Here is a 12762-nt window from a genome sequence, read left to right as displayed (position 1 = left end):
GTTACCGATGCCGTGGCTGTCCGTCGCGGTTGGAGTTGTTAGATGTCCCTGAAAATCACTGACGATTGCATCAATTGCGACGTCTGCGAACCCGAATGCCCGAACGGCGCGATCTCGCAAGGCGAAGAAATCTATGTGATCGATCCCAATCTCTGCACCGAGTGCGTCGGCCACTACGACGAGCCGCAGTGCCAGCAGGTCTGTCCGGTGGACTGCATTCCCCTCGACGACGCCAATGTCGAGAGCAAGGACCAGTTGATGGAGAAATACCGGAAGATCACCGGCAAGGCCTGATCCCCGCCGGCGCCTGTCCTTCAGGGACGGTTCGCGCCCCGTCCGACGCGCTTTTGGCTATCCTTGGCAATCCAGTCTGAGGCGTTCGCGGTCCCGTCCCGCGAACGCCGCTGAACAGTGAGCCGCCATGTCCTTCCTGAACCTGCCCGTCCGTACCCTGGTCGCCGCCTGCGGCCTGTCCCTGCTCAGCCTCGCGGCGCATGCCGACAGCTTTCGCGGCGACGCCCACGCACCGCAGCAGGCCGCCGTCGCCACGCCGCATCCGGCCGCGACCGTCGCCGGCCTGGAAACCCTGGCCAATGGCGGCAACGCCTTCGACGCCGCGGCGGCCATCGCCGCTGCCCTGGCGGTAGCCGAGCCTTACGGCTCGGGACTCGGCGGCGGTGGATTCTTCCTTCTGCGCCAGGCCGGCGCGCAGCCGACCTATCGCTTCCTCGACGCCCGCGAGCGCGCGCCGAAGGCCGCCTACGCCGACATGTACCGGCGCAACGGCAAGGTCGACCCCAGGCTGTCCGTCGACGGCCCGCTGGCGGCGGCGATCCCCGGCTTGCCGGCGGCGCTGGTCGAATTGAGCGGCCGCTACGGACGCAAGCCCCTGGCCGACAACCTGGTGCCGGCGATCCGCCTGGCGGTGGATGGCGTATCCGTCGACCGGGTCTACCGCGACCGCGCCGCCATGCGCCTGGAAGCGATGCGCAAGGACCCGGAAACCGCGCGGATCTTCCTCGACAAGGGCGGAATCCCCGACGAATGGAACCTGCTCCGCCAACCGCAGTTGGCACGTACCCTGGAACGCCTCGGGCGCTACGGGCGGATCGGCTTCTACGAAGGCGAGACAGCGGACAAGCTGCTCACCGGGGTCCGCGCCGGCGGCGGCATCTGGAGCGCCGCCGACCTGCGCGACTACCGGGTGATCGAACGCCGCCCCCTGGAGGTGAAGCTGGCCAACGGCCGCGAACTGATCAGCGCACCGCCGCCCTCGGCCGGCGGCGTGGCCCTGGCGCAGAGCCTGCAGATGCTGGAACAGCTGCCGTGGCAGAAAGCCGAGCCGGTACAGCGCGCCCATTACGTGCTGGAGGTCCTGCGCCGTGCCTACCGCGATCGAGGCCTGCTCGGCGACCCGGACTTCGTCGCCAACCCGCTGCCCAGGTTGCTGGCGCCGGACTACCTGAAGCGCCTTGCCGCCGGCATCGACCCGCGCCGCGCCACGCCCAGCTCGGCGCTGCCGGAGGCGCCGGCCTGGCGCGAAGGCGACCACACCACCCACTTCGCGGTGATCGATGCCCAGGGCAACGCGGTGGCCGCCACCCTCTCGGTGAACCTGCCGTTCGGCGCTGCCTTCACCGTTCCCGGTACCGGCGTGGTGCTGAACAACGAGATGGACGATTTCGCCGCCGACACCCAGGGCGCCAACAGCTACGGCCTGGCCGGCAGCCAGGCGAACGCGGTGGCGGCCGGCAAGCGCCCGCTGTCGAGCATGAGCCCGAGCTTCCTGGAAAGCCCGACCGACTTCGCCGCCTTCGGCACCCCTGGCGGCAGCCGCATCCCGAGCATGGTGCTGATCTCCATGCTGCAGTACTTCGACGGCCGCCCGGTCGGCCAATGGGTCGCCGCGCCGCGCTACCACCACCAGTACAAGCCGGACGTCGTCGAGTACGAACCGCGCGCCTTCAGCGATGCCGAGGCCGCCGAACTGCGCCGGCGCGGCTATCAGCTCAAACGCCTGGAGCGCAGCTACGGCAACCAGCAGGTGCTCTACTGGGACAAGCGCAGCGGCCGCGTCGACGCCGCCAGCGACCCGCGCGGGATCGGTTATTCGGCGTTTTCCCCGGAGATGCAGGCACAGCCCCAGGCGCACTGAACCCCAGGAGAGCGGCGAAACGAGAGACAGCGCTCAAAAACGCGGATACCAGCGATCGATGATGGCCTTTTGACATCCATCCATGCTAGCTTGCGCGCCGCCGCGCAGGCGGCTCACACGGATACTGGATAATCAAAAGCAAGGAAACCCGATGTCGCTGTTTCGTCCCCTCCTGATCGCCTCCACCCTCGCCCTCGCCAGCGGTTGCGCCAGCGGCCTCAACTCGCAGCAGACGGCCGAACTTGAGTATTACGAAGCCCGCAACCTGGCGGTCATCGAGAAATCCCCCGGCACCGGCGCGGCCCTCGGCCTGCTCCCCGGCGGCGGCTCCTTCTACGGCCGTTCCTACGGACTCGGGGTGGTCAACCTGCTGTTCTGGCCGCTGTCGATCCTTTGGGACCCGGTGAGCGGCTACGACGCATCCCAGCGCATCAACTACACCGCGACCCGGGTGCACCTGGAGAAGCTGCGCCAGCGCGACTTCGACGAACTGCAACGGCTGGCCGACAACGGCGCATTGGACGGTGCCACGCTGGCGCGGAAGCGCCAGGACGTGGAAACGAAATACCGCTACACCCCCTGAACAAGAAAAAGCCGATCGATGACCGGCCGGGTCCTCCTCGACCGACAGGGCGCCCCGGCCCACGCGTAGACGTCTCGCCGACGAGTCCGGCTGGCAATCCAGGCGGCGGGCCTCACTGGCTCGCCGCTTCAGCCGCCTGCTGCGCATCCTCCGCACTGGCTTCCACCGCCTCCGGCTCAGACGGGGCGCCCTCCATGCCTCGGCCGGAGTGCCGGCGATCGGCGACACCGGAGCAGTCGGCGACGCCGGACAGCTCTCCATCCAGCGCAGCGTGAATCCAGTTTTCCAGGCGGGTGTACCAGGCTGCGTTCGCGGCGCTCTCCAACCAGGCGATGGCATCCGCATCCTGCTGCTGTGCGGCCTTTTCCAGCCAGAGCCGCGCTTGCAGCTTGTTCATCCCGGCACCGGAACCGTTCCAGTAGGCCTCGCCCACCTTGAACTGGGCACGGGCATCTCCCTGGGTCGCAGCCTTGCAGAACCACTGGAAGGCCTTTTCCCGGCTGCCGGCATAACGGTCCAGCAGGGCGGCTTCCTCGTCTGAAGTGGCGGAATAGACGCCTTGCGAGTCGTCCAGGTAGAACCATCCCAGATTGGTTTCGGCGTCTTCGCTACCGCTGGCCGCCGCGCGTTCGAACCAGGTCCCGGCCTTCACCCGGTCCTGGTCGACCCCTTCGCCTCTCCAGTAGAGAACGCCCATTTCATTCTGGGCGGCGGCATCCCCCTGCTCCGCGGCCTTCCGGAACCAGCGTGCCGCCTCGGTCTTGTCCTGTGGCCCGCCGTCACCATCGCGATAGAGCATGGCCAGTTGGATCTGCGCGCGGACCATCCCCGCAGCGGCCGCCTTGCCCCACCATTCGCGCGCGCTGGCGTAGTTCTGTTGCTGGTAGAAGTAGGCGCCGAAATCGAACAGCGCCTGCGGCTCACCCGTCTCGGCAGCCTGGCGGAGGCGGGTGAATTCGGCGAACAGTTCATCGCCGCGCTTGTCGCCCTGCTCGGCCTTGAACTGCTCCGTGCCGAGGTCGGACACCGCATCCTCCGCCCAGGCGAACGAGGGTACGGCAAGAGCAAGGACGGACAGGAACACCCACTGACTGAACATACGCGAAATCCTTATCTTGGTTGAGTCGGTCGGCCACCCCTGGTCGACCTTGTGACCTTGCTGGTCAGCAGGACACTGTCACCATCGGAGAATCCGATCAAGTGCCGCGAACGATCCGTGCGGAGCATCTGTCATCGGCCGATGCGGCGCTATAGCTGCCGCCTGCCGTGGCGGAAGAAAAGACTTAGCCCAATCTCCGTGCCCCCTGCAATGCATCGAGAAAACAAAAAGCCGGTCGATGACCGGCTTTTTTCATTCCGTTGGAGACTCAGCTTTCGTCGTGGTTATAGCCGCTGGTGGTGCAGCCCAGGCAACGGACGAAGGCTTCCTTGCCCGGATCGACCACCAGCGCCTGGCCGGCCTTGCCGACGCTGCCGCTGGCCGCGGTGAACGGCAGGCTGACCACGAAGGCCACCGCCCCGACGGCCGTGGCGGCGATCAGGAAGGGACGGGCGATGAGCAGATCGCCGATCATGGCGTACGCGGGGGGCGCTTCGACGGTGTACATCGGGTCGCCGCTGGCGTTTTCCTGCACGGCATCCGCCAGCGCGGGCATGGACGAGAGCCCGGTGGTCAGCGCCAGCACGAGCGCGGTGGTGCGAAACAGGTTCATGGAGGCGGTCCTTTCTGGTTTTTGGTTGGGCAGATATCGCCTAACTATAACAGCGCTGCGGGTAGTGCCAGCGTGACCGCCTTCAATCGCCGAGGAATGCGTAGTGCGGCTTTTTCGGGATGAACGGCCGGTAGAAGCCGATCAGGCTGCACAGGTCGGCGTCCTCGTTGCCGGTCGGCCAGAAGGGTTCGCCGATGACGATCCGCCGGTTCTCGTAGTCCAGCGCCGCCGGCACCACCGGCACGCCGGCGCCACGGGCGATGTGGTAGAAGCCCATGCGCCAGCGGTCGACCTTCTTGCGCGTGCCTTCCGGAGCGATGATCAGCATGAACTCACGGTGCTCGCGGAAGGCCTGGATCGCCTGGTCCACGGTATTCAGCTTCAGGTGGCGCTGGATCGGGATACCGCCCCAGCGCCGCATCAGGCCGCCCAGCGGGCCGTTGAACAGGGTGTGCTTGCCGAACCAGCGGGCGTTCAGGCGCAGGACGAACTTGGCGGCAAGGAAGGCCACGAAGTCCCAGTTCGAGGTGTGGTGGGCGCCGATCACCACGAACTTGTCGAGCGCGGGCAATTGGCCCTCGATCTTCCAGCCGGAGAGTTTCAGCATGGCATGGCCGAGCGACTCGACCAGGGTGTTGCGAGGCAGGTAATTGCCGGACATCGTGCACCTTTCTTATGGCAGGCCGCTCACCGTGGCGGCCCTTCTTGTGGCGGTAGAGTATGCGCGGCGCGGCGCTTCAGCGTTGGCAGCGCGGGCAGTACACGCTGGCGCGCTGGCCTAGGCGGATCTCGCGCAGGGTGCTGCCGCAGACCTTGCAGAACTCCCCGCCACGGCCATAGACGAACAATTCCTGCTGGAAGTAACCGGGCTGGCCGTCGCCGCCGACGAAATCGCGCAGGGTGGTGCCGCCGCGCTCGATGGCGATCGCCAGGATCCGCTTGATCTCCTCCGCCAGGCGCAGGTAGCGCGCCTTGGAGATGCTCCCGGCGGGCTTGCGCGGATCGATGCCGGCGGCGAACAGCGCTTCGCTGGCGTAGATGTTGCCGACCCCGACCACCACCGCGTTGTCCATGATGAACGGTTTGACCGCCATGCTCCGCCCGCGCGACAGCTCGAACAGACGCTGGCCGGCGAAAGCGTCGGTCAGCGGTTCCGGGCCGAGGTTGCGCAGCAGCTCGTGTTCCAGTGGCGCCAGGCTCCAGAGCATGGCGCCGAAGCGCCGCGGATCGGTGTAGCGCAGGGCCATGCCCGAGGCCAGCTCGATGTCGACGTGCTCGTGGCGACTGGCCGGGGTGCCGCTCTCCACCAGCCTCAGGCTGCCGGACATGCCCAGGTGGCTGATCAGCGTACCGGCCTCGGCGCCCAGCAGCAGGTACTTGGCGCGGCGCTCGACGCTGACGATGCGTTGTCCGGACAGGCGCACGTCCAGGTCTTCGGGGATCGGCCAACGCAGGCGCCGCTCGCGCACGATCACGCGCTCGACGCGCTGGCCTTCGAGGTAGGGGGCGATGCCCCGGCGGGTGGTTTCGACTTCGGGTAGTTCGGGCATGGCGGCAGCAATCCGGTTGACCGCGGCACCTTAGCAGGAAGCGCCGCGGCGCGGCCAGTCAGTAGCTGCCCTGGCCGACGCCCAGCTCGAGGATCGAGCCCTTGAGGTTCTCGAAGTCGTAGTCGGTGAGCCCGACGTAGTCCAGCACCAGCGCGCCGATGCTGTTCCACTCGTGGTCTTCCGGCTGGTTGCCGAGAATCCGGTGCGAGCCGCAGATGTGCTCGGCCATCTTCAGGATCGCCAGCAGGTTCTTCAGCTGGGTGTCGCGGGCCGACTCGTCGCCGAAGATCGACAGCGCGTTGTGGTGGTTGGCGATCGCCTCGCAGACGTGCTCCGGCAGGCGCCAGGAACGCGCGGTGTAGTAGCCGACCACCGCATGGTTGGTGTTCAGCACGCGGTTCTCGGTGTCCACCACCCGGCGTTCGTCGCTGGCGGCGGCATAGGCCTCCTCCAGCACCGCCATGTAGTGCGGGAAGCGCTTGAGCATCAGCGGAATGCCGCAGTTGTGGAACAGGCCGAGGGCGTAGGCTTCGTCCACCGACTCGTAGCCGACCCGCTTGGCCAGGCTCAGGCAGCTCATGGCCACGTCCTGGGCGGTGTCCCAGAAACGGTTGAGGGTGACGATGGTGTCGTCGCTCATCTCGCCCTTGATCGACTGGGCATTGATCAGGTTGATCACCGAACGACTGCCCAGCAGGTTCACCGCGCGCTGGATCGAAGTGATGCGGTTGGCCAGGCCGAAGAACGGCGAGTTCACCAGTTTCAGGAGGGCGCCGGAAAGGCCCGGGTCCTGGCTGATCAGCCTGGCGATGTTCTTCAGGTCCGGATTGGGCATGACCTGCTCCATCTGCAGGTCGACCATGATCTGGGGTTGCGGCGGCACGCTGATGCCTTGCAGGGCCTGGCGGATCTGCTCGGCGGTGAGTTCTTGGACCATGAGGGCGGGGGCGAAAGTTGACGGTGTGCGCAGTTTACCCGGAGAACCCCGCCATGGGGCGGGCTTCTGCCGGAAAAGCGGCGCCAGGCAACGGGCATGGAACTTTTCCCGCAGCCGCCAGGGTCGGAATGTATACCCCCATCCGATATCGGGAGACACGCCATGACCCAATCCCTGCACGGCAAGGTCGTCGCCGCCCTGGTGACCGACGGTTTCGAACAGGTCGAACTGACCGGTCCGAAAAAAGCCCTGGAAGACGCCGGCGCCACGGTAAGGATTCTTTCCGACAAGGCCGGCGAGGTGCGCGGCTGGAACCATCACCAGCCAGCCGACGCCTTCCGCGTCGACGGCACCTTCGAAGACGCCAGCCTGGACGACTACGACGCCCTGCTGCTGCCCGGCGGGGTGATCAATTCCGACCAGATCCGCAGCCTGGCCAAGGCCCAGGAACTGGCGATCCGCGCCGAACAGGCGAGCAAGCCGGTGGCGGTGATCTGCCACGGCGCCTGGCTGCTGATCTCCGCCGGCCTGGTGCAGGGTCGTACCCTGACCAGTTGGCCGTCGCTCAAGGACGACATCAACAACGCCGGCGGCCACTGGGTGGACCAGGAGGTAGCGGTGGACGGCAAGCTGGTGAGCAGCCGCAAACCCGAAGACATCCCGGCCTTCAACCGTCGATTCATCGAAATCCTCGCCGGCTGAACGGCCCGCGTTCGCGCAGCGGCGAATCCCGTCGCTGCGCTATAATCGCGCTCTTTTGCCGGAGCCTTTCCCATGACCCTGCCCAGCTTGCGTCTCAAAGCCAACGCCGAGCGCCGCCTGCGCGCCGGCCACCTGTGGGTCTACAGCAACGAGGTGGATGTCGCCGCGACGCCGCTGAACGCCTTCGCCGCCGGCGACCAGGCGGTGCTGGAAATGGCCAACGGCAAGCCGCTGGGCATCGTCGCGCTGAGCCCGAACAATCTCATCTGCGGCCGCCTCATTTCCCGTGATACCAAGCACGTTCTCGACAAATCGCTGCTGGTTCATCGCATCAACATCGCCCTCAGCCTGCGCGAGCGGCTTTTCGACAAGCCGTTCTACCGGCTGGTCTACGGCGATTCCGACCTGCTGCCCGGCCTGGTGGTCGATCGCTTCGGCGACGTGCTGGTGGTGCAACTGGCGTCCGCGGCCATGGAACTGCGCAAGGACGAGGTGCTCGCCGCCCTGCTGCAAGTGCTCAAGCCCGCCGCCGTGCTCTGGAAGAACGACTCCAGCGCGCGCGACGCCGAGGGCCTGGAGCGCTACGTGGCCAACGCCTACGGCGAAGTGCCGGAGTGGGTCGCGCTGGAAGAGAACGGCGTGAAGTTCGAGGCGCCGGTGCTGGCCGGGCAGAAGACCGGCTGGTTCTACGACCACCGCATGAACCGCGCGCGCCTGGCGCCCTACGTGCAGGGCAAGCGGGTCCTCGACCTGTTCAGCTATATCGGTGGCTGGGGCATCCAGGCCGCCGCCTTCGGCGCCAGCGAAGTGATGTGCGTGGACGCGTCCGCCTTCGCCCTCGACGGCGTCGAGCGCAACGCGGCGCTGAACGGCGTAGCGGAGAAGGTCGCCTGCGTCGAGGGCGACGTGTTCGAGGCCCTGCGCGAGCTGAAGGCCGCCGACGAACGCTTCGACGTGGTGATCGCCGACCCGCCGGCCTTCATCAAGCGCAAGAAGGACCTGAAGAACGGCGAGGCCGCCTACCGCCGTCTCAACGAACAGGCCATGCGCCTGCTGAGCAAGGACGGCATCCTGGTCAGCGCCTCCTGCTCGATGCACCTGCCCGAGGACGACCTGCAGAACATCCTGATCGGCAGCGCCCGCCATCTCGACCGCAACATCCAGCTGCTCGAGCGCGGCGGCCAGGGCCCCGACCATCCGGTGCACCTGGCGATCGCGGAAACCCGCTACATCAAGAGCCTGACCTGCCGGCTGCTGCCCAACGGCTGAGCCCGTCCCGGCGGATGAGCGCCTGCGTTCATCCGCCCTACGGCCACCGCCTCTCGCGGCGCGACGGGCGGCGCAAGAGGCCAACCCTGGTCGCGACGCGCCGCTCCGCCGACCGCCAGCCTTCCCCATTCGCCCGCTCTGGGCTTAGAATCCGGGCATTCCTCGCCAATCATCCCCCGGCGGGCAGTGAGCCCAGGCCGTCGCCAATGGTGACCCCATTCAGACCCCGGCCAACTCCGTACACTCGGCTATTCCCCGTTTGCATCCGGTTCCTTCGACGCTCACGATACAGTCATAACCCGAACCTGATTAGCCGCAGGAAATCGTCATGCCCGATTACCGCTCGAAAACCTCCACCCACGGCCGCAACATGGCCGGCGCCCGCGCCCTCTGGCGCGCCACCGGGATGAAGGACGAAGACTTCAAGAAGCCGATCATCGCCATCGCCAACTCCTTCACCCAGTTCGTGCCCGGCCACGTGCACCTGAAGGACCTCGGCCAACTGGTCGCCCGCGAGATCGAGAAGGCCGGCGGCGTGGCCAAGGAATTCAACACCATCGCCGTCGACGACGGCATCGCCATGGGCCACGACGGCATGCTCTATTCGCTGCCGAGCCGGGAGATCATCGCCGACTCCGTGGAATACATGGTCAACGCCCACTGCGCCGACGCCATCGTCTGCATCTCCAACTGCGACAAGATCACCCCCGGCATGCTGATGGCGGCGCTGCGCCTGAACATCCCGGTAGTGTTCGTCTCCGGCGGGCCGATGGAAGCCGGCAAGACCAAGCTGGCCAGCCACGGCCTGGACCTGGTCGATGCCATGGTGGTGGCCGCCGACGACTCCTGCTCCGACGAGAAGGTCGCCGAGTACGAGCGCAGCGCCTGCCCGACCTGCGGCTCCTGCTCCGGCATGTTCACCGCCAACTCGATGAACTGCCTGACCGAGGCGCTCGGCCTGTCGCTGCCGGGCAACGGCTCGACCCTGGCCACCCACGCCGACCGCGAGCAACTGTTCCTGCGCGCCGGGCGCCTGGCCGTGGAACTCTGCCAGCGCTACTACGGCGAAGGCGACGACAGCGTGCTGCCGCGCAACATCGCCAACTTCAAGGCCTTCGAGAACGCCATGACCCTGGACATCGCCATGGGCGGCTCGACCAATACCATCCTGCACCTGCTGGCCGCCGCCCAGGAGGCCGAGGTGCCGTTCGACCTGCGCGACATCGACCGCCTGTCGCGCAAGGTGCCGCAACTGTGCAAGGTGGCGCCGAACATCCAGAAGTACCACATGGAAGACGTGCATCGCGCCGGCGGCATCTTCTCCATCCTCGGCGAACTGGCCCGCGGTGGCCTGCTGCACACCGACGTCCCCACCGTGCACAGCCCGAGCATGGCCGACGCCATCGCCCAGTGGGACATCACCCAGACCCGCGACGAAGCCGTGCACACCTTCTTCAAGGCCGGTCCGGCGGGCATCCCGACCCAGACCGCGTTCAGCCAGAACACCCGCTGGCCGAGCCTGGACGACGACCGCGCCGAGGGCTGCATCCGCAGCGTCGAGCATGCCTATTCCAAGGAAGGCGGGCTGGCCGTGCTCTACGGCAACATCGCTCTCGACGGCTGCGTGGTGAAGACCGCCGGGGTCGACGAGTCGATCCACGTGTTCGAAGGCAGCGCGAAGATCTTCGAAAGCCAGGACGCCGCGGTGAAAGGCATCCTCGGCGACGAGGTGAAGGCCGGCGACATCGTGATCATCCGCTACGAAGGACCGAAGGGCGGGCCGGGCATGCAGGAAATGCTCTATCCGACCAGCTACCTGAAGTCCAAGGGACTGGGCAAGCAGTGCGCCCTGCTCACCGACGGACGCTTCTCCGGCGGCACCTCGGGCCTGTCCATCGGCCACGCCTCCCCGGAAGCCGCCGCCGGCGGCGCCATCGGCCTGGTGCAGGACGGCGACAAGGTGTTGATCGACATTCCCAATCGCTCGATCAACCTGCTGGTCAGCGACGAAGAACTCGCCGCCCGCCGCGCCGAACAGGACAAGAAGGGCTGGAAGCCGGCCGCGCCGCGTGCCCGCCGCGTCAGCACCGCGCTCAAGGCCTACGCCCTGCTCGCCACCAGCGCCGACAAGGGCGCGGTACGCAACAAGGCGCTGCTGGACGGCTGAATCGTCCCGCGACGAAAAAAGCCCGGTCCCGCGCCGGGCTTTTTCATTCGCGCGTGCGCACGCCGAATGGCGGATAACCGCAAGCGGTCATTCGCCCTACCGCTCACCCACGCTCCAACCGTAGGGCGCATACGCCACCGGCGTTATCCGCCGACATGCGGCGCAGCCAGGCCTGGGCGAGACCGCGTTCGCCCAGTAAAATCGCGCTCTTTTTCCCCGGACCGCCACCATGAGTTCCCTGCAAAGCCCGTCGGACGCCAGCGCCCGCAACGACCTGGTCTATGGCCTGGACGACCGTCCCAGCGCTCCCATCGCCCTGCTCGCCGCCCTCCAGCACCTGCTGGCGATCATCGTGCCAATCGTTACCCCCGGCCTGCTGATCTGCCAGGCGCTGGGCGTATCGCCGCGCGACACCAATCTGATCGTGTCGATGTCGCTGGTGATCTCCGGCATCGCCACCTTCGTCCAGTGCAAGCGCTTCGGCCCGTTCGGCGCCGGACTGTTGATCGTCCAGGGCACCAGCTTCAACTTCGTCGGCCCGCTGATCGCCGGCGGGGCGCTGATGGTCAAGCAGGGCACGCCGGTGGAAAGCGTGATGGCGGCGATCTTCGGCGTGGTCATCGCCGGCTCCTTCGTCGAGATGGGCATCTCGCGCATACTGCCGTTCGTCAAGCGGCTGATCACCCCGCTGGTGACCGGCATCGTCGTGCTGATGATCGGCCTGACCCTGATCAAGGTCGGCCTGATCAGCATGGGTGGCGGCTTCTCGGCGATGTCCAACGGCACCTTCGCCAACGGCGAGAACCTGCTGCTGTCCGGCGTGGTGCTGGGCATCATCGTGGTGCTCAACCGCATCCCGGTGGTATGGATGCGCAGTTGCGCCATCGTCATCGCCCTGGCCGTCGGCTACGCGCTGGCCGGCTACCTCGGCCGCCTGGACTTCACCGGCATGCACCAGGCCGAGCTGTTCCAGGTACCGACCCCGCTGCACTTCGGCCTGGACTTCTCCTGGCCGCTGTTCATCCCGATGCTGGTGATCTACCTGGTCACTTCCCTGGAAGCCATCGGCGACGTCACCGCCACCAGCAAGGTGTCGAAGCAGCCGGTGGAAGGCCCGCTGTGGATGCAGCGGATCAAGGGCGGCGTGCTGGTCAACGGCGCCAACTCGTTCCTCGCCGGTATCTTCAATACCTTCCCCAGCTCGGTGTTCGCCCAGAACAACGGGGTGATCCAGCTCACCGGCGTGGCCAGCCGCTACGTCGGCCTGTGGATCGCCGCCATGCTGGTCCTGCTCGGCCTGTTCCCGAGCGTCGCCGGCGTCATCCAGGCGGTGCCGGAACCGGTACTGGGCGGCGCGGCGATGGTGATGTTCGGCGCGGTGGCCGCTTCGGGCATCAACATCCTCGCCGGCATCCAGCTGGACCGCCGCGCCCTGCTGATCATCGCCGTGTCCCTGGCCCTCGGCCTGGGCGTTTCGCAGGTGCCGGAGTTCCTCGCGCACATGCCCGCGGCGCTGCGCAACGTGCTGGAATCCGGGGTCGCCACCGGCGGCATCTGCGCCCTGCTGCTGAACTGGTTCCTGCCGGAAAGCCCGGTCCAGAAGGCCGGACACTGATAGGCGCGGCGCCACCTCCGGGTGGCGTCGCGGTTTTCGCCGAAGGGTTTTCGTACCCGGCCAATGGTTGGG

The 12762-nt window shown here is 67.0% G+C and carries 12 protein-coding genes; 7 read left to right on the top strand and 5 right to left on the bottom strand.

The genetic code is table 11. The features are described from left to right. The first annotated feature begins 42 nt into the window (after positions 1 to 42). The 3 genes from AC4OR5_RS11565 (at position 43) to AC4OR5_RS11555 (ending at position 2738) form a co-directional block, all read left to right on the top strand. On the top strand, positions 43 to 294 hold the full coding sequence (locus AC4OR5_RS11565) for a YfhL family 4Fe-4S dicluster ferredoxin (RefSeq protein WP_003084462.1): 252 nt from the start codon (positions 43 to 45) through the stop codon (positions 292 to 294). Between the two features lie 127 nt (positions 295 to 421). Beyond that, positions 422 to 2155, top strand: coding sequence for a gamma-glutamyltransferase (gene ggt / locus AC4OR5_RS11560; protein WP_023436057.1), 1734 nt, complete (start codon positions 422 to 424; stop codon positions 2153 to 2155). A 151-nt stretch (positions 2156 to 2306) separates the two neighbouring features. Next, positions 2307 to 2738: a hypothetical protein gene (locus AC4OR5_RS11555; RefSeq protein ID WP_003084454.1), complete on the top strand. Its 432-nt coding sequence runs from the start codon at positions 2307 to 2309 to the stop codon at positions 2736 to 2738. A gap of 112 nt (positions 2739 to 2850) precedes the next feature. Here AC4OR5_RS11555 and AC4OR5_RS11550 read toward each other — a convergent pair whose 3' ends face one another. The 5 genes from AC4OR5_RS11550 to AC4OR5_RS11530 form a co-directional block, all read right to left on the bottom strand. Continuing rightward, entirely contained in the window at positions 2851 to 3837 is a 987-nt protein-coding gene (locus AC4OR5_RS11550; protein ID WP_058160865.1) for a tetratricopeptide repeat protein, read from the bottom strand. Positions 3838 to 4105: 268 nt separating this feature from the next. Further along, positions 4106 to 4450 (bottom strand): hypothetical protein, encoded by a 345-nt coding sequence (locus AC4OR5_RS11545; protein ID WP_003084452.1) that lies wholly within the window; start codon positions 4448 to 4450, stop codon positions 4106 to 4108. Positions 4451 to 4532: 82 nt separating this feature from the next. Then, positions 4533 to 5111, bottom strand: coding sequence for a lysophospholipid acyltransferase family protein (locus tag AC4OR5_RS11540; protein ID WP_003084450.1), 579 nt, complete (start codon positions 5109 to 5111; stop codon positions 4533 to 4535). Positions 5112 to 5187: 76 nt separating this feature from the next. Next, complete coding sequence (gene mutM, locus AC4OR5_RS11535) at positions 5188 to 6000, bottom strand: bifunctional DNA-formamidopyrimidine glycosylase/DNA-(apurinic or apyrimidinic site) lyase (protein ID WP_003102876.1); 813 nt, start codon at positions 5998 to 6000, stop codon at positions 5188 to 5190. Between the two features lie 58 nt (positions 6001 to 6058). Continuing rightward, a complete protein-coding gene (locus AC4OR5_RS11530; RefSeq protein ID WP_003128920.1) occupies positions 6059 to 6883 on the bottom strand; it encodes an HDOD domain-containing protein in 825 nt (274 codons plus the stop codon). Between the two features lie 216 nt (positions 6884 to 7099). Between AC4OR5_RS11530 and pfpI the strand changes: the two genes are divergently transcribed. The 4 genes from pfpI (at position 7100) to AC4OR5_RS11510 (ending at position 12690) form a co-directional block, all read left to right on the top strand. Beyond that, entirely contained in the window at positions 7100 to 7639 is a 540-nt protein-coding gene (gene pfpI / locus AC4OR5_RS11525; protein WP_003110411.1) for a protease PfpI, read from the top strand. Between the two features lie 72 nt (positions 7640 to 7711). Next, positions 7712 to 8908, top strand: coding sequence for a class I SAM-dependent rRNA methyltransferase (locus AC4OR5_RS11520; protein ID WP_003084438.1), 1197 nt, complete (start codon positions 7712 to 7714; stop codon positions 8906 to 8908). 328 nt (positions 8909 to 9236) lie between these two features. Continuing rightward, positions 9237 to 11075 (top strand): dihydroxy-acid dehydratase, encoded by a 1839-nt coding sequence (gene ilvD, locus AC4OR5_RS11515; RefSeq protein WP_003084436.1) that lies wholly within the window; start codon positions 9237 to 9239, stop codon positions 11073 to 11075. Between the two features lie 229 nt (positions 11076 to 11304). Continuing rightward, a complete protein-coding gene (locus tag AC4OR5_RS11510; protein WP_003102887.1) occupies positions 11305 to 12690 on the top strand; it encodes a nucleobase:cation symporter-2 family protein in 1386 nt (461 codons plus the stop codon). The last annotated feature ends 72 nt before the right edge of the window (positions 12691 to 12762 follow it).

The sequence above is a fragment of the Pseudomonas sp. YA1 genome (genome assembly GCF_058680555.1).
The sequence above is the reverse complement of the archived record's forward strand: the minus strand, read 5'-3'. Positions and strand labels throughout refer to the sequence as shown.